This window comes from Hyphomonas sp. UBA3195, assembly GCF_002366485.1.
Taxonomy (GTDB): Bacteria; Pseudomonadota; Alphaproteobacteria; order Caulobacterales; family Hyphomonadaceae; genus Hyphomonas.
The window spans coordinates 1,126-18,152 of the sequence record NZ_DEXB01000048.1; the positions used below are offsets into that span (position 1 = coordinate 1,126).

Consider the following 17,027-nt stretch of genomic DNA (forward strand, 5'->3'; position numbering starts at 1 on the left):
AGTACCGGATTGAGGGTCAGGCTCGCGGTGGAACGGGCAGCTTCCTTGCCGCGGGAATCAAACAGTTCGGCTTCCGCGAACAACATGGCGCGGCCGACATTCCTTAGACGCGCTGTAACTTCGATGACGCCCTTGCGGACAGGTCGTAGAAAATGGGTATGCAAATCAACCGTCGAAGGGAGCTTCGTCTTGCCCGCCTTCATTCCGGCGAGCATGCCAATCGTATCATCCATCATGGCGACAAGATAGCCGCCCTGGATAACGCCTGCCGGATTGCAGAACTCCGGGCGGCCTTCAAAGCGCACCCGGGTTGTCAGCGCTTTCATGTCGAGCGCCAGGAGTTCAAAGCCAAGCGATGTCGAGGACGGGCTCGGCTTCGGAAAGACATCACGAATGAGATGACTGTCAGGCATGGGAAACTAGAGCGTCCTCGCGATCAGCATTTTCATGACTTCATTGGCGCCGCCATAGATACGCTGAACGCGCGCATCTGCATACATCTGGGCGATCGGATATTCGTCCATGTAGCCGAACCCACCATGCAGCTGGAGACACTCGTCGACGATCTTGCACTGGAGATCAGAGATCCAGTATTTCGACATGGACGCGGTGGCGGCGTCGAGCTCTTCCTTGAGCAGGCGCTCCGTACAATGATCGGCAAACACTTTGGCGACGGTCGCTTCGGTCTTGCATTCGGCCAGTTTGAACTGGGTGTTCTGGAAATCGAAAATCGTACCGCCGAACGCCTTGCGGCCCTTCACATATTCGACGGTCTCGTGAATTGCACGCTCAATCATGCCGACGCCCTGAAGGCCGATTATGTGGCGCTCCTGCGGCAGTTTCTGCATCAGTTGGATGAAGCCCTTGCCCTCGACTTCGCCAAGAAGGTTGGAAGCTGGCACACGCACTTCATCGAAGAACAGCTCCGATGTATCCGCAGCATGCTGGCCAACCTTTTCAAGGTTCCGGCCGCGGCGGAAGCCTTCCACCTTGTCTGTCTCGACAACGGCAATCGAAATGCCCTTGGCGCCCTGGGTCGGGTCCGTCTTCACGCAAACGAGGATCAGGTTTGCGGTCTGGCCATTCGAGATGAAGGTCTTCGAGCCATTGATGACATATTCGTCGCCATCGCGCTTGGCGGTCGTTTTCATGCCCTGCAGGTCAGAGCCTGCACCGGGCTCCGTCATCGCAATGGCGGTTACGAGTTCGCCCGAACAAATGCCGGGCAGCCAACGCCGCTTTTGTTCTTCGGTGCCATAGGCGACGATATAGGGTGCAATAATCGCATTGTGCAGGGTTATGCCGAATCCGTCGACACCCTTCCACTGCTGTTGTTCGATGATGATGGCTTCATGACGGAAATCACCACCCGCGCCGCCATATTCTTCGGGCACGGATGCGCCGAGCAGGCCCATTTCGCCAGCCTTTTTCCAGATTTCCATCGGAACAATACCGTCCTTGCGCCACTGGGGCACATGCGGCACGCATTCCTTTTCGAAGAACTGGCCAACAGCGTCAGAGAAAATCTCGAGCTCTTCGTCCTGGCGCCAATTGGCCTTCGGGACATCTAGTGGGCTGGCCTGCATTCGTCTTCCTCCGCTATGGGCGGCTTTTGCTTGCCGCTTACGTTCACGTAAACATGTAAGCGTCGCTCCGAGGAATTCCCAGCCCTCTCCCAACGTCAGAACGAGCGGAATCGCATAATTTTTTTGTGTGATAGCGCGTGAAACCCACTTATTTGGGCCACGCGCCATCAAAATCGGACTGGCGCGCTAAAACGCCTCCGCTGGCAAGGCCATCATCGACTTCGCGCCGGTCTTCACCTTGGCCAGGTGTGCAGCACCATCCGGCACCATCCGGTCCACAAAATAATAGCCGGTTGTGAGCTTCTCTTCATAGAAGGGATCGCCCGCCGCCTTCTTCTCCAGCGCAATCTTGGCCATTTTCGCCCACATGAATGCCAAGCCTGTGAGGCCAAACAGGTGCAGGTAATCGTGGCTGGAAGCGCCCGCATTGTTGAAATCGGTCATGCCATTTTGCATCAGCCAGGTTGTGGCCTCCTGCAACTGGGCCTTCAGTGTCGTCAGGCCCTCGATAAACGGGGCCATATCGGCATCGCCATCGGCTGAATTAATGAATTCGTCAACTTCACCAAAGAAGCTGAAGACAGCCCGGCCACCATTGGACGCCAGCTTGCGGCCAACGAGGTCGAGCGCCTGCACGCCATTGGTGCCTTCGTAAATAAGAGTGATACGGCAATCGCGGACGATCTGCTCCAGACCCCATTCACGCGTAAAGCCAGAGCCGCCGTGAAGTTGCAGCGCCTGATTGGCTTTCTCAAAGCCCATATGGGTCAGGTATGCTTTGATGACCGGCGTCAGAAGGGCCATATAGTCGCCCGCCTTTTCCCGCACTTTTTCATCTGGAGATTTGTGCTGAAGGTCACCCTGGAAGGCCGTCCAGTAAGTCAGCGCGCGCGCGCCTTCGAGGAATGCCTTCTGGTCCATCAACATGCGGCGCACGTCCGGATGAACGATGATCGGATCGGCAGGCTTTTCAGGTGCTTTCGGCCCGGTCAGGGAACGCCCCTGAAGACGGTCCTTCGCAAAATCGACTGCATTCTGATAGGCGACGACGGCTTGGGACAGACCCTGCAGGCCCACGCCGAGGCGCGCCTCATTCATCATGACGAACATGGTGCGCATGCCTTTATGCTCTTCGCCAACAAGAAAGCCTGTCGCGCCGTCATAATTCATGACGCAGGTCGCATTCCCGTGAATGCCCATTTTTTCTTCGAGGCCACCGCAGGAACAGGCATTGCGCTCGCCCAGCGAGCCATCTTCACCCACCATGTATTTCGGCACAACGAACAGGGAAACGCCTTTGATGCCTTCTGGCGCGCCTTCGATGCGGGCGAGCACGAGGTGGATGATGTTCTCCGTCAGATCCTGCTCGCCGCCGGAAATCCAGATCTTCTGGCCTGTGATCTTGTAGGAGCCATCGCCCTGCGGCACGGCTTTTGTTTTCATCAGGCCCAGATCCGTGCCGCAATGCGGCTCGGTGAGGTTCATCGTACCGGCCCATTCGGCCGACGCCATCTTCGGCCCGTACTTGGCCTTGAGTTCATCGGAGCCACCCGCCATCAGCGCCTGATAGGCACCGTGCGTCAGCCCCGGATACATCCCGAACGCCATGTTCGACGATGATACCATTTCAGTCCAAGCAATGTTTACAACGTGCGGAAGCCCCTGACCGCCCATGGACGGATCGGCCGACAACAAAGGCCAGCCGTTTTCAACGAGTTGTTTATAAGCTTCTGGAAAGCCATCCGGGGTTTTTACACTGGCGTCATCGCCGCGCACACACCCTTGCTGGTCGCCCACAGCGTTGAGCGGAAACAGGACTTCCTTGGCGAATTTGCCTCCCTCCTCGAGGATGGCATTCACCAGGTCCGGCGTGGCCTCTTCGAAACCCGGCAGGTTTGAATAGTTCTGGATCTGCAACAGGTCCTGCAGGATGAATTGCATGTCGCGGATCGGCGCGTCGTAACGTGGCATTTTGTATTTCCTGTCAATAAAGCACGAAAATCGCAGATATCTGCGGCGCGCTTGTACAAATTAATTTGCCCCACCGTAGCATCTGCTGGGTGGGGCACAATTTGGTCGATGCAGATCAGACTTCGTCGAGCTGCCTGCGGGCAATTTCGTCATATGCCGCAAGCTGTCGCTTGTTCTCATCAGACGGGCCGGTATTCGCTATTTGCGTTTCCAGCCATGAGATGCCCTTGCGCAACTCCGTCAGGGCGGTGTCGATGTCGCCTCTCTGAATTTCCAGCTCCTTCACTTGCTTGCGGAACTTGTCGAGCGACATTCGCATCTGAGCGCGCTGTCCGTCATCGAGCACGTAAAGGTCTAGGATTTCACGGATATCGGCAAGCGGCAGGCCGAGACGCTTTAGCCTCACGATGATGGTGAGCCGCGCGCGATCCCGATTGGAATAGACCCGGGTCATGCCATCCCGAGCGGGATGGAGCATGTCCTTGTCCTCGTAGAAACGCAGCGCCCGCGGCGTAACGCCAAACTCGCGAGCAAGCTCGGAAATTGTGTAGGTGCGGGAATCCGCAGCGGAAATCTTGGAGAGCTTGTTGTTCATCATTCCGCAAATCTAGATCAAGGCTTACGCGAACGTCAACGTAAACTTTTTTGGCATTCTTCGTTTCCCCGCAGATTCCCTTGGTAGAGTTACCGGATTTGGAGGTTTTCTTTACCTTTAACCTGCCCTTAATCCGGCTCCTGTCATCACCGATGCTGAATCTGAATGATTTTGCCCGAAGCATTAACAATCGCGGGCAAAATGAGTGCTTAGGAGAGTGGGGATGAGCCAGACGGGGCCCTGGAGCGTCAAAGGAATTGACCAGCGCGCGCGCGACGCCGCTCGCGAGGCAGCGCATGCTGAAGGCATCACCTTGGGGGAGTATCTGAACCGGCTACTTATGTCGGTCGATGCCCCCAGGCCAAACGAAGTTGCGTATCCTTTCCAGAATCGCCGACCAACGGCAAACGCGGCGAACGACACGCTCGACACGTTGACGCGCCGCATTGAGGCAACAGAAGCGCGCTCCACACTTGCCATAACGGGTATGGACCACACGATCCTCGGCCTGGTGGCTCGCCTGGAAGAGGCCGAGCAAAATTCTGCTGCCGTAGCAGGCCATGTGGACAGCCTGATCGAAGAACTGAAGGTCACACATTCCGCTTTGCAGGCAAAAGTGCAGAAGCTTGAAGCCGACGACACGACCCGCGAAAATCTCGAAGCGCTGAAATCACTCGAACAGGCGCTAGGCAAACTTGCCAGCCATGTCTTCGAAGAAAGCGAACTGGCTCAGAATGAGGCCCAAGCCATTCAGGGCCGGGTCGAGACAGGCTTCACCGAGCTGACCGACCGCGTTGAAAACATGGAAGTGAAGGTCGAACAGACCCTGTCCGATGCGGCCTCTCGCGTCGAGCGCGCCGTGGACCAAGCAGAGTTGCGCGCCGAGGGCACAGCCCGCGAGCTTGCCGATCGTCTATCCAATCTGGAAACGCATGTGAACTTGCGTCTGTCTGAGGTCGACAAGAGCGATGCACGTCTGGAAAGTGTCGAGACGAAGATTACGAAATCCCTGGCGACTGTCGAAACCACACTGGCTCAAACACAGGACCGGTTGAACCGAGCAGAAACCACCACGGATGCGGCCCTGCTCAGCCTTGAGTCCACATTCAACAATCTTGACGCCAAGATCGAGACCCTGTCGAAAACGGTCGAGCCTGATTTGGCGGACCGCCTTCGGGCAGAGTTTGAATCGCGCTTCGACGAAATCATGACGACTGTCCGCAGTACCGTCGACACGGCCCGCGCAGAACTGGCCGAAGAAATATCTCGTGCGGCCTCGGGCGCCAGTGAGGAAGCCGTTGCCGAACTTCAGACCGGTCTGAACGAAGTTCGCGAAAAACTGGTCGCAGGCGAAGATCGTCAGACTCAGGACATGAACAAGGTCTCGTCCGAGATCGGACGGATTGGTGACCTGGTCGGCACACGGATGGAAGAATTTGGCGCAAACCTCGACAAGCGGGTCAATGCAAGTGAGCAGCGTAGCGCCGAGGCAATTTCCCAGATTGGGGATCAGGTTTCGACCGTCGCCAACCGCCTGCAAGCGCGCCAGGACAAGGCCCTGCAGACCCTCGCTACCGAGATTGATGAGAACCGCAAGCGCGCAGACCTGAAGCTCTCCGAAGCGATATCAAGTGTCACCGATAAACTCGAGCAGGCGCAAACCCAGACCAGCGCATCCCTCTCGCCAATCCAGAAGGCGATGGCGTCACTCGCGACGCGATTGGAAATGCTCGAAGACACCGCTGCGCCCTCCAAGTCCGGTGCAGTCGAGCCAACTGATTTGGCAACCATGAATGCGCTGAACGAGACTGATCGCCTGCTCGAAGAATTCCAGGAAGAGGAAGACGCATCGTCTGATCTTCTCTCGGATGAATATGATGCAGTGTTTGAGCCCGGCCTGCCCGAGGACATTGCAGATGACGATACCAGCGACGCATTCCTCACAGACTGGACCGAAACAGAGGAAGTCGACGAAGTCGAGATAGAAGCTGGGACGAACGCCAAGTCAAATGCTTATGAAGAAGACTACGATCTCGTCGAGGACGAATTCGAAGTTGACGCAGATCCGGACAATGCAGAAGACGATTTCTACGACGCATTCGCCGATGCTGATGAAGCTCCTTCCCCAGTCGGATTTGATGCACTTGCCGAGCTTGAGGACTACGGGGACAATTCTGCCGAGCCACGTGAATCGGATATTTTCGAAGACGATGAATTCGACACGGAAGTCGATCCGGCCGGAGAAACATTCGCCGACCCTGAGTTTACAGAGGCGCTAGAAGACGAGCCTGAGGCCGCCTCGCCGGCTGCGAACTATATCGACATGGCTCGCCGCGCTGCGATTGCGGCGTCGTCGGGTCGCAAGGATTCTTCCCCATCGATTGCACCTCCAAGTGATCAGGCTGACAAAGGCTTGCGCTTCGGAAACGGAAAGCTCCCACTCTATGCTGCGGCCTCAGCCGTTATCATCACGGGCGCCACTGTGGGCGGGTACCTTTATCTGCGCGGTAAGCAGGCCCCGACTTCGGTAACCGAACTGGCCGCGCCCGTCGATGGGGCGGCTGCGAGTCTAATTGAAACAGAATTGCCACCCGCAGAAGCCGCCGAGTCATCCGATGATGCCCTTCTGTTCGAAGATGATGTCGCGCCGCCAACTGACTTGGAGACTGCGGCCGCAGACAAGAGCGGCGAGGTTGCACCATCTGAAGAGCCATCCGACCCGATGGCTGAACTGATTGAACCAACGCCAATGATCGCGACCGCGCGTATTGAGCCGACCACGAGCTACCCGCCGATCCCGAAAGTCGACACGCTGGCAAATGCCGCAGCATCCGGGAACGGCATCGCGCAATTCCAACTAGCGCAACAGCAGCTTGCCGATGGCAACTTGAAAGGCGGCGCAGTCCTGATGCGGCAGGCCGCAGAGAAGGGCCTGCCAATTGCTCAGTACACGCTTTCAAAATTGCATGAAAAAGGTACGAGTGTACCGAAGGATCTGACACTGGCCCGGGAATGGACGGAACGGGCTGCAAACGGTGGCAACGTGAAAGCAATGCATGACCTTGCCGTCTTCATGGCTGAGGGCGAGGGCGGCGAGCAAACCTATGCGGGTGCCGTTGGATGGTTTCGAAAAGGCGCGGAGTTCGGCATTGTCGATAGCCAATACAATCTCGGCGTACTGTACGAGCAAGGCCTCGGCATCAGCCCAAATCTGACCGAAGCCCTTTACTGGTTCATGGTCGCTGCCAAGAATGGCGACGCAGGCGCACCGGCAAAAGTCATGGAAATTTCCAAGCGCGTCTCACCAGAAGCGGTGAACCATGCCCGTGTACAGTCTGAAGACTGGACCGCCTCCCGCGCCAACGCAGCAGCCAATGGCCGGTTCGGCGCGCAATCATGGAACATCGGGAATGCGGCTCAAGTACGCGCGACACAGCAGGCCCTGACCGTACTTGGCTACAACATTGGCTCCGCCGATGGAGCCCTTGGCCCGGATACAGCGACCGCCATTCGCGACTATCAAACCGCTCAGTCTCTCGACGTGACAGGAACCATCACGCCGGAACTGATCGAAAGTCTGAACGCTCGCGCCAAGTCTTAGTGTTATGGCCGTGTAAAAGCGCGCGGCCGTTCACTCTCATCCAGGCTGAGATAACGGTCACGCAGTCGCGTTTGGCGGGACTCGAGTGACTGCTGCTCGCCGGCAATGATGACAGCGATGGGTGCAGACGCGACCTCCAAAGGATCCCCGTCCCAACCAACCACATCAGCGGGTGCGCCGGGCGCGAGGCGACCATACCCCGTCAGGCCGAACATGTCCGCCGGGGCGGTGGTCAACGCCGCCAAAGCATCATCGAAGCTCAGTCCGTTGGCGACTGCATTGCCGGCAAGCTGTGTCGCAAGCCGCGCCTGATGGCTGCTATCCCCAACATTGGCAATGGCAAATGTAACGCCTGCTGCGGCCAGTCGCGCTGCATTTTCAGATGTCGCTGCCAGTTTCTCAAACGAGCCCGGAAGATTGGAAAACGCATTGATGATCACCGGGATATCCATCTCGGCCAGCCGTGGCGCCACACGCCACGCTTCGTCCGCGCCGACAATCACGATCTTCAGTGACGGCTCCTCCTCGGCCAGATCCATCACGGCATTCAAGTCACTGGCACGACTCGCTTCAATCAAGATTAACTGCTGGCCCCGTGCGGCGGGCGACAGCGCTTGTGCATCAATCCGGTTCAGAACCGCACCATCATTCTGCGTGATGTAGCGCGCTGGATAGCTGCGCGCATCATCCAGCGCCGCCCGCAGCAGCGTCATGGCAGACTGCCGCGAGCCGCCAGCAAGACCCGCGCCTGCTTCACCGAGCTTGATGAAGGTGAACGCCTTCTCATCCAGCTCCGTATCGAGATCACCGCTCGTATCAGCTACGAAACCCTGCCCGGCAAATAGCGCATTGCCGGTGTTGGGTACAACAACCAGGCGCGTAAAACCTTCGATCCGGGTGACATCAATCGCAGTGGCGTCCGGATTGAACCCATCGGCTGCATTCAGCGCGGCTGAAAACGGAGACATTGCCGCCGCCGTGTCATTCGTAGAATCTTCCGCGCCAACTTCAACCAGGCCTGTTCGGGCAAAGGAGGCGATCAGACCAGGCGTGACCCATTCAGCGGAAATCTCGGTGGCGCCACCTGGCACTTCAGTATCTGCCCCGCCGACCGTGACAATCCGGTCGTCCTCGATGACAACAACGCCGTTTTCGATCATACCTTGAGCGGTGCCGGTCCAGACCGTTTCACCGCGAATGACGAACGTATCGGCGTACGCGGGCGCCGCTGCGAGACCCAAGGCGGCAACGCTTGTAAGTAGTGTACGGATCATTTGCGATCTCCTTCACCAGGTTGGCCTATTTCAAAATCCATCACAGGATTGGTCTCAGGATGGTCGCGGTCAAACATCAGCGCGCCGTCAATAAAGACCTGGTCTGCCTTGGCGTAGACGCTGAACGGGTCATCGGACCAGACGACGACATCCGCCATCTTGCCGGGCTTCAGGCTGCCCGTACGATCGTCAATGCCCAATGACTTGGCCGGGTTCAGCGAAAGCCACGTCCAAGCGACCTCTTTCGGAATATCGATACCTGCCCTCAAACCATCAGACCATGCCTTGGCGGCTTCCTGGTTGAGACGTTGAATACCGACATCACTGTCCGAATGGACGATGGCACACGCGCCGGCCTTGTGGACCATCGGGATGTTCTCACGGACGCCATCATAGGCTTCCATCTTGAAGCCCCACCAATCGGCCCACATGGAAGAACACGCACCATATTCGGCCAGCTTGTCGGCAATCTTGTAGCTTTCAACGGCATGGTGAAAGGCGGTGACCTTGTAGCCAAACTCCTTCGACATATCCATGATTTGCGCCATCTCATCGGCGCGGTAGCAATGCATGTGCACGAGGATGTCGCCATTCAGCACACCCGCGAGCGTGTCCAGTTCGAGATCACGCGCAGGTGGTTCACCGCCTTCGTCCTCGTACTTCTCCCATTTGCGCTTGTATTCTGCAGCCTTGATCCAGGCTTGCCGGTATCCCGCCACGTTGCCCATCCGAGAATAAGGGGCGCCACCAGGAAAACGCCCGCCGCCATAGCCATACACGCGCTTGGGATTCTCGCCGCAGGCCATCTTCAGCGTATAGGGCGCGTCCGGAAATTTCATGCCCTGAACGGTCCGGCTCGGCACGTTCTTGAGGATCACGCCGCGCCCGCCGAACAAGTTTGCGCTGCCCGGTAGCACCTGAAGCGAGGTGATGCCTCCGGCTATCGCCCGCGTGAAGCCTGGATCTTGCGGCCAGACACCGTGCTCCGACCACACTTCCGCTGTGACCGGCGCAGAAATTTCGTTGCCATCGCCGTGCGCGGTCACACCGGGCGAGGGATAGACGCCGAGATGGCTGTGATTGTCGATAATGCCCGGAGTCACCCAGCGACCTGTCGCATCAATGGTCTCGGCACCATCCGGGGCTTCGATATCGGCGCCTAGTGCGACGATCTTGCCATCCTGCAACAGCAGGCTGCCATCTTCGATCAGGTTACCTTCGCCATCGAGGATTGTGGCATTGGTGATCAGGACAGGCGCATTCGGATAGGGCGCATATGTGGAGGGATAGGGATTGCGGTCGAACGCGTCTTCCGACGACGCAGCCTTGTCGGCATCGTCGCCTCCACCGCACGCTGAAAGCAGGAGTGCCGCAGCGCAAACAGCTGCCAGCCCATAAAGTATTCGCATTTCATTTCGCCCCGTGTCCGCAGAAAGGTTTGGCGCATACTGCTGACATTTCTTCCGGCTTCAAGGCCTGAGCCGGAAACACGCGTGAAATTCTTGCCTGCCCGGCCGGATTTGCCGCAATTTGTTTCTACTGTTCCGGTTGAGACGGGTCTTTCTTGTCTCGGCCGAACACCAAGCGCATCAGCCAGTTTGGCGCAAACCGTTCGACCCGGGGATGCCTTGCCAACACGCTCTCCATCCACCGCCTGCCCCACATCGCGTTCCGCCCCAGCAGCACGACACCAAGAATGGCAATCGGCAAGCCAACAGGAATGATCGGCGTGACGAAAGCGATTGGAATGGCCACCACGATCATGATCAGACCGGTAAGCGCCAAAATCTGGCGGAACGCTACGTTCACACCATTGCGCAGCCCCGCCGCAGGCTTTGAGGAAGCTGCGGTCTGTTCCGTTTTCATGTGGGTTTCGTCATCGGCCATTAAGCTGAATATGGGAAAAGAAGCGGGCGCCGCCAGCGATATCGTCATGATGTGGTCAAAGTCTGGTGTCTGCGTTACCTGATTGCTACAGATTGCCCGCTCGTTCCGCGCGCAGGGCGGGATGAAGTGTTGCGTGAGGCCCGGAATGAAACTGCAGTCTGTTCAGGTCCTGCGTGGAGTGGCGGCCCTCCTGGTCGTTCTCTATCACACCAGAGCCCACGAAACTCGCGGCATCGTCCATAATGGTGGCGGCGAGTTGGCTTGGCTTGGCGGCATTGTGACGAATGGTTTCGCCGGGGTCGACCTGTTCTTCGTGATCTCCGGCTTCATCATGGTCGCCGTGACCTACGAATTGAAGCCCGGCATCCAGACAGCTCTGAACTTCGTGTTCCGTCGGCTGACCCGGGTCTATCCGGTCTGGTGGCTGTTTGCCGGTATCACCACAGTCGGTCTGCTCGGCTATTTCCAGTTGGGCAATATGGTCGAAACGTTGCAAGTCACGTCGCGTCCGGAGCCAGACTGGATCTATATCATCAAGTCCTTCCTGCTGATTCCACAGGAAAAGGAGCCGGTACTTGTGGTGGGGTGGACGCTGATCCATGAAGTCTATTTCTATCTCGCGTTCAGCCTCGTCTTGCTGCTTCGCAGATCCTGGTGGCCCTATGCGTTGCTTGGCTGGGGAGCTGCAGTCATCGCAGGATGGATGTCTGGACTGTCCGGCCCGATCGTTACCGATTTCCTGTCGCTGTTTTTCTCGCCCATGACCATGGAATTTCTGTTCGGCGCCGCCACAGCAATGCTCGTCGCGTCCGGAGTTGCGTGGCGAGGTGGGATCGTGATGCTGGTCGCCACGCTATGGATGGTGGCGTTCCTGTGCCTGCAGGGGCCCCAAACCGATTACACACTTCAATGGGGCCGCGTCATGATGTTCGGCTTGCCGAGTGCCGCGCTCATCTACGGACTCGTCACGCTGGAACTTGAAGATCGTTTGGCATGGCTTGTCCCGGCGGGTGTCGGCGCTTTGCTGACTATCGCGGTTTTCCAGCTCTACGGCCTGGGAGAAACAGCCCCTCTATCCGTGCGGGTCAATGCCACTATTGTTGCAGTTCTGGTGGGCGGCTTGGGCACACTTGCTACATTTTGGACAGGTTGGCTGGCTGGTCAGACTAGACCTCGCAGCGTGCGCGCCCTGTTTCCAGCCTTGCGCAAAATACTCGCTGCGATGGTCCGGCTCGGTGACGCCTCTTATTCGCTCTACCTCGTGCACACGATCGTCATCGTAGCCCTACGGGTCCTGTTCGGACGCCTCGGAGACATTCCCGTTCTCGCGCCTGTTTTCCAGCTCGGCCATCCTGGCCTGCTCGACAATGTCGCGTTTGCGCTTGCCTGCGTGACCGGATCGATTATCGCCTCGCTGCTCAGCTACACCTATTTTGAACGGCCAATGGGCGCGCTCTTCCGAAAGTCACGCTCAACAGTGCAGAACGCTTCCTGATCCTTATTCCGCCGCGACGGAACTCGTTTCTGGCGGTGTCCACTTGAGCACAGGCTTGCGGGCGGCCTGCGTTTCGTCCAGGCGACGCATCGGGGCGAGATAGGGCGCGCCCTTCATCGTTTCATCGCCCTGTGCAGCACGCCGGGCAATCGCCTCCAGCGAGTCACAAAAGCGATCCAGCTCGGCTTTCGATTCTGACTCGGTCGGCTCAATCAGCATCGCCCCATGCACGACCAGAGGGAAGTACATGGTCATCGGATGATAGCCCTCATCGATGAGGGATTTCGCAATATCAATCGTCTCGATCCCGTCCGCCGTGAAGGCATCGGAGAACAATGCCTCATGCATGCAATAGCCATCGAAAGCTGGTGTCATGACGGATTTCAGGCGCGCCTGAATATAGTTGGCGTTCAGCACGGCATCTTCAGAGGCCTGCTTCAAGCCGTCTGCGCCGTGGCTGAGCATATAGGTCAGCGCCCGGACGAACATGCCCATCTGGCCATGAAAGGCCACCATGCGGCCAAAGCTCTCGCTCGCATCACCTTCCATGTCCTCCACGAGGCGGAAGACCCCGTCTTCATCCTTCACCACGAAGGGCACTGGCGCGTAAGGCGCGAGTGCATTTGAGAGGACGGTCGGTCCGGACCCCGGTCCACCACCGCCATGAGGGGTGGAGAAGGTCTTGTGCAGATTGATGTGCATCGCATCGACGCCAAGGTCACCGGGACGGACCCGACCAACGATGGCGTTGAAGTTCGCACCGTCGCAATAGAAGTATCCGCCAGCAGCATGGATCAGGTCGGCGATCTCCTTGATGTCGGTCTCGAAGAGGCCGCACGTATTCGGATTGGTCAGCATGATGCCAGCGATATCATCAGACTTTTCAAGCTTCGCTTTCAACTCGTCCATGTCCACGCGGCCGCGCGCATTGGCCTTGATCTCGTCCACGATGAAACCGCATTGAACCGCCGTCGCCGGGTTCGTTCCGTGCGCGGAGGCTGGTACCAGCACGCGCTTGCGGGTCTCGGCCTCGCCGCGCGCGACCAGCGCCTGACGGATTGCCATCATGCCGCAGAACTCGCCATGCGCCCCGGCTTTGGGGCTCATCGCAACCGCAGGCATGCCGGTTAGTGTCTTCAGCCAAGTGGCCAATTCGTCGATCAGTTCCAGTGCGCCCTGCACGGTTGCCTGCGGCTGCAGCGGGTGGATATCCGCAAAGCCGGGCAAGCGCGCGAGCTTCTCGTTGAGACGCGGATTGTGTTTCATCGTGCAGCTGCCGAGCGGGAACAGGCCAAGATCGATGGCGTAATTCTTTTGGCTGAGGCGCATATAGTGGCGCACCGTCTGCGGCTCAGACAGGCCCGGCAGGCCGGTCGCCTGCTTGCGCGCGACTCCGCCGAGGCGGCCGGTGCGGTTTTTCGGCTTTGGCAGGTCAACGCCGGTCGTGTCTTCGGTGCCAATCTCGAAGATCAGGCCCTCGGCCTGCAACAGGCCTTTCGAGCCGGACACAGTGTCCACGGATTTGCTGGAAGCCTGTACAGGAGATGTCGGGCGGCCTTGTGTGTTCATGGTCATCAAACTTTCTCCTCAAGAATCTCAAATAGATCGCGCCAACTCTCGAAGTGCCACGCGATGCCAGAGTGAGATTTTCCAGGCGGGAAATCCCCCCTGTTTTGAAACCCGGTATAACTGGATTTGTAGGTTCTAGCGGGAACTCTCATACGGGCTACGCGCTCCAATTTCGGCTGCAGCTTTTGAGAAAGAGAGGCGTCAAACACGAACATGTTGTCGGCATTTTCACAATTCAGGTAAATCCAACGAGACCCATGCCGCATACCAAAGACTTTGCTGTTGCGATCATAAGTTTCGGATACGGCACTTGAAGAAGCCGCTACGAGCTTTTCCGCATAATCCCTAACTTGAGCGTAGCTCTTATGATTCACCTTGGAGGTTGCGGTCATCAGATAATCTCCTTCAGGGCAGCGGCATAGGCGGCTATGTCTTCCGGTGTCGTGCATTCGGTGGCGGCGCAAATAATCACGTCCCCCATATGCTCACCGGGGAACAGGCGGCTGGCGCGAACGCCGCCGACGACGCCAGCCTCGTCCAGCATGGCGAGAACGGCTTCTGCGTCCATCGGGGTGCGGAAGGCGAATTCGTTGAAGAAGCGCGGCGTCAGGATTTCTACGCCTGGCACGGCTTCCAGCGCATCGGCGAGATCACAGGCCGCCTCATGGTTCAGCAGGGCGAGCTGCTCCAGACCCTTGCCCCCGAGTAGCGTCATGTGCGCGGTGAAGGCCAGCGCGCAGAGTCCGGAATTGGTGCAGATGTTTGAGGTCGCCTTGTCGCGACGAATATGCTGTTCGCGCGTCGAGAGCGTCAGCACGAACCCGCGATTGCCGTTCGCATCGACCGTCTCGCCACACAAGCGCCCCGGCATCTGGCGCACCAATTTCTGGGTACAGGCGAACAGGCCGACATAGGGCCCACCGAAATTGAGTCCGTTCCCGATGGACTGGCCCTCGCCCACGGCAATGTCTGCACCCATCTCACCCGGAGGTGTGATGAGGCCCAGAGAGACCGCTTCGGTGAAAACAGAGACGAGCAGCGCGCCTTTTTCGTGCGCCGCATCCGCAGTTTTCGAAAGGTCCGTCACCGTGCCGAAAATGTTCGGGCTCTGGCCGATGACGCAGGCGGTCTGATCGTCTACCGCATCGGCCAGCGCATTCTCGCCATCCACAGTTGCGGGCAACTGGACCACTTCGAACCCTTGCGCCTCGCACACCATTTTGGTGGCGGCGGCATAGTGCGGGTGCAGCCCGCCGGCCAGGATCACTTTCTTCCGGCGCGTCACGCGCGTCGCCATGATGGCGGCCTCGGCGCAGGCCGTGGAGCCGTCATACATGGAGGCGTTTGCCACATCCATGGCGGTCATCGCCGCAACCTGGGTCTGGAATTCGAACAAGGTTTGCAGCGTGCCCTGCGCGATTTCTGGCTGGTAGGGCGTATAGGTCGTCAGGAATTCAGAGCGCTGGATCACCATGTCGACCGTAGCCGGAACATGATGCTTGTAGGCGCCCGCCCCGACAAAGAACGGACCGGACGAGGCCGACCGGTTCTTGGCCGCGAGATTCGACATGTGGCGCTCGACGGCGAGCTCCCCCTGATGGTCCGGCAAGCCTTCAATCGTGCTGCCGAGGCGCGCAGCTTCAGGTACGTCCGTGAAGAATTCATCGACTGTTTTGGCGCCGATGGTCGCCAGCATTTCTGCACGGTCTTCCGGGGTCAGGGGGAGGTATCTCATATGTGCTACTCCATCAACGCCTACAGGCCGTCACAAAATGCCTTGTAGGCATCCGCATTCATCAGCGATCCAAGTTCGCCGGCATCGGTCAGTTTCAACTTGCAAAACCAGCCTTTGTCTTCAGGGTCTTCGTTGACCGTCTCAGGTGCGTCAGCGAGGGCGGCATTGCCCTCCACGACTTCACCGCCGACGGGGGCGTATACATCCGAAGCCGCCTTGACGCTTTCGACCACTGCCATGTCGTCGCCCTTGGCGAAGCTGGCACCTGCTTCCGGCACTTCGACAAACACAACATCGCCGAGCTGCTCGGCGGCGTATTTGGTGATCCCAACCGTGGCAACACCGCCATCCACGGTGATCCATTCATGGTCTTCAGTATAGTAAGTTGTCATGCCCAATTCCCTCTCAGCGTTTGTAATTGTGTGCCACGAAAGGCAGCGCGCACACTTCTGCGGGACGCGCCTTGCCTCTCACCATCAGGTCGATTTTCGTGCCAGGCTCAGCCAGGTCTGCTCGCACATAACCCATTGCGATGGGCGCATCGACACTAGGTCCAAAGCCACCGGACGTGACAATGCCAACTGCTTTGCCATCAACTTCGATCACGGTTCCCTCTCGGGCTGGCGCGCGCTCCAGCGGCTGGATACCAACACGAACTTCAGCCGGGCCGGCGGCGAGAGCCTTCATAATACGTTCCGCCCCCGGAAAGTCAGCGCGTTCACGGCGTTTCTTCTGGATCACCCAGGCAAGGTCTGCCTCGACCGGGTCGCGGGTCGTATCCATGTCGTGGCCATAGAGGCAAAGCCCAGCCTCGAGACGCAGGGAATCCCGCGCGCCAAGACCGATCGGCTTCACCCGGTCGTCGGTCAGCATTTCCTTGACGAGCGGCAGGCCAGCCTCCGGCGAGACAAGCACTTCAAACCCATCCTCGCCCGTATAACCACAACGCGACACGATGCAGCGCGATCCATTCAGCTCGAACGGCATGTGACGCATGAATTTCAGATCTTCGCAGCCGGGGAAGAAGTCGCTCATCACATCAGCGGCCTTCGGGCCTTGCAGGGCGAACAGGATACGGTCATCGGCGCGCGTCAATACGGCCTTGCCTTCAAATGTCCGCTCAAAGAGCGCCCAGTCAGCTTCCTTCACAGCGCCGTTCACGACAATGTAGAGCGAACCTTGCGCATTTTCCCCGATCGGGCGGGTAATGATGAGGTCATCCAGAATGCCGCCCTCTTCATTGAGCAGCACAGTCAGGCGTGCCTGGCCCTCCTTGAGACTTGCAATATCTGACGGCACCAGCGTCTCGACCAG

General features: G+C 58.3%; 14 protein-coding genes. 2 read left to right on the forward strand and 12 right to left on the reverse strand.

Annotated features, from left to right (window positions below):
- The 4 genes from B2344_RS14555 to B2344_RS14570 form a co-directional block, all read right to left on the reverse strand.
- Positions 1 to 413: PaaI family thioesterase (locus B2344_RS14555; RefSeq protein ID WP_290485475.1), on the reverse strand; the 413-nt coding region annotated here is incomplete at its 3' end.
- Between the two features lie 6 nt (positions 414 to 419).
- Positions 420 to 1,586 carry an acyl-CoA dehydrogenase family protein gene (locus tag B2344_RS14560; RefSeq protein WP_290483745.1) on the reverse strand — a complete coding sequence of 389 codons (1,167 nt, stop codon included), beginning with the start codon at positions 1,584 to 1,586 and terminating at the stop codon, positions 420 to 422.
- A gap of 186 nt (positions 1,587 to 1,772) precedes the next feature.
- Positions 1,773 to 3,557: an acyl-CoA dehydrogenase C-terminal domain-containing protein gene (locus B2344_RS14565; RefSeq protein WP_206992603.1), complete on the reverse strand. Its 1,785-nt coding sequence runs from the start codon at positions 3,555 to 3,557 to the stop codon at positions 1,773 to 1,775.
- A 115-nt stretch (positions 3,558 to 3,672) separates the two neighbouring features.
- Entirely contained in the window at positions 3,673 to 4,155 is a 483-nt protein-coding gene (locus B2344_RS14570; protein ID WP_233347663.1) for a MerR family transcriptional regulator, read from the reverse strand.
- Between the two features lie 220 nt (positions 4,156 to 4,375).
- Between B2344_RS14570 and B2344_RS14575 the strand changes: the two genes are divergently transcribed.
- Positions 4,376 to 7,753, forward strand: a complete 3,378-nt coding sequence (locus tag B2344_RS14575; protein ID WP_290485476.1) for a peptidoglycan-binding protein — start codon at positions 4,376 to 4,378, stop codon at positions 7,751 to 7,753.
- A gap of 2 nt (positions 7,754 to 7,755) precedes the next feature.
- Here B2344_RS14575 and B2344_RS14580 read toward each other — a convergent pair whose 3' ends face one another.
- The 3 genes from B2344_RS14580 to B2344_RS14590 form a co-directional block, all read right to left on the reverse strand.
- Positions 7,756 to 9,027 (reverse strand): amidohydrolase family protein, encoded by a 1,272-nt coding sequence (locus B2344_RS14580; protein ID WP_206992601.1) that lies wholly within the window; start codon positions 9,025 to 9,027, stop codon positions 7,756 to 7,758.
- Positions 9,024 to 10,436 (reverse strand): amidohydrolase, encoded by a 1,413-nt coding sequence (locus tag B2344_RS14585; RefSeq protein ID WP_206992600.1) that lies wholly within the window; start codon positions 10,434 to 10,436, stop codon positions 9,024 to 9,026. The genes B2344_RS14580 and B2344_RS14585 overlap by 4 nt, the downstream gene beginning before the upstream one ends.
- A gap of 127 nt (positions 10,437 to 10,563) precedes the next feature.
- On the reverse strand, positions 10,564 to 10,914 hold the full coding sequence (locus B2344_RS14590; RefSeq protein WP_290479021.1) for a hypothetical protein: 351 nt from the start codon (positions 10,912 to 10,914) through the stop codon (positions 10,564 to 10,566).
- 145 nt (positions 10,915 to 11,059) lie between these two features.
- Between B2344_RS14590 and B2344_RS14595 the strand changes: the two genes are divergently transcribed.
- Complete coding sequence (locus B2344_RS14595) at positions 11,060 to 12,409, forward strand: acyltransferase family protein (RefSeq protein WP_290485477.1); 1,350 nt, start codon at positions 11,060 to 11,062, stop codon at positions 12,407 to 12,409.
- 3 nt (positions 12,410 to 12,412) lie between these two features.
- Here B2344_RS14595 and gcvPB read toward each other — a convergent pair whose 3' ends face one another.
- From gcvPB to gcvT, 5 genes are all read right to left on the reverse strand, one after another.
- Complete coding sequence (gcvPB, locus tag B2344_RS14600) at positions 12,413 to 13,984, reverse strand: aminomethyl-transferring glycine dehydrogenase subunit GcvPB (protein WP_290485478.1); 1,572 nt, start codon at positions 13,982 to 13,984, stop codon at positions 12,413 to 12,415.
- Entirely contained in the window at positions 13,984 to 14,370 is a 387-nt protein-coding gene (locus tag B2344_RS14605) for a hypothetical protein (RefSeq protein ID WP_290483742.1), read from the reverse strand. Before B2344_RS14605 ends, gcvPB begins: the two co-directional genes overlap by 1 nt.
- Positions 14,370 to 15,713, reverse strand: a complete 1,344-nt coding sequence (gene gcvPA / locus B2344_RS14610) for an aminomethyl-transferring glycine dehydrogenase subunit GcvPA (RefSeq protein WP_290485479.1) — start codon at positions 15,711 to 15,713, stop codon at positions 14,370 to 14,372. The genes B2344_RS14605 and gcvPA overlap by 1 nt, the downstream gene beginning before the upstream one ends.
- A gap of 20 nt (positions 15,714 to 15,733) precedes the next feature.
- A complete protein-coding gene (gcvH, locus tag B2344_RS14615; protein ID WP_290483683.1) occupies positions 15,734 to 16,105 on the reverse strand; it encodes a glycine cleavage system protein GcvH in 372 nt (123 codons plus the stop codon).
- A 13-nt stretch (positions 16,106 to 16,118) separates the two neighbouring features.
- The coding region (gene gcvT / locus B2344_RS14620) for a glycine cleavage system aminomethyltransferase GcvT (RefSeq protein ID WP_290485480.1) at positions 16,119 to 17,027 on the reverse strand (909 nt) is incomplete at its 5' end.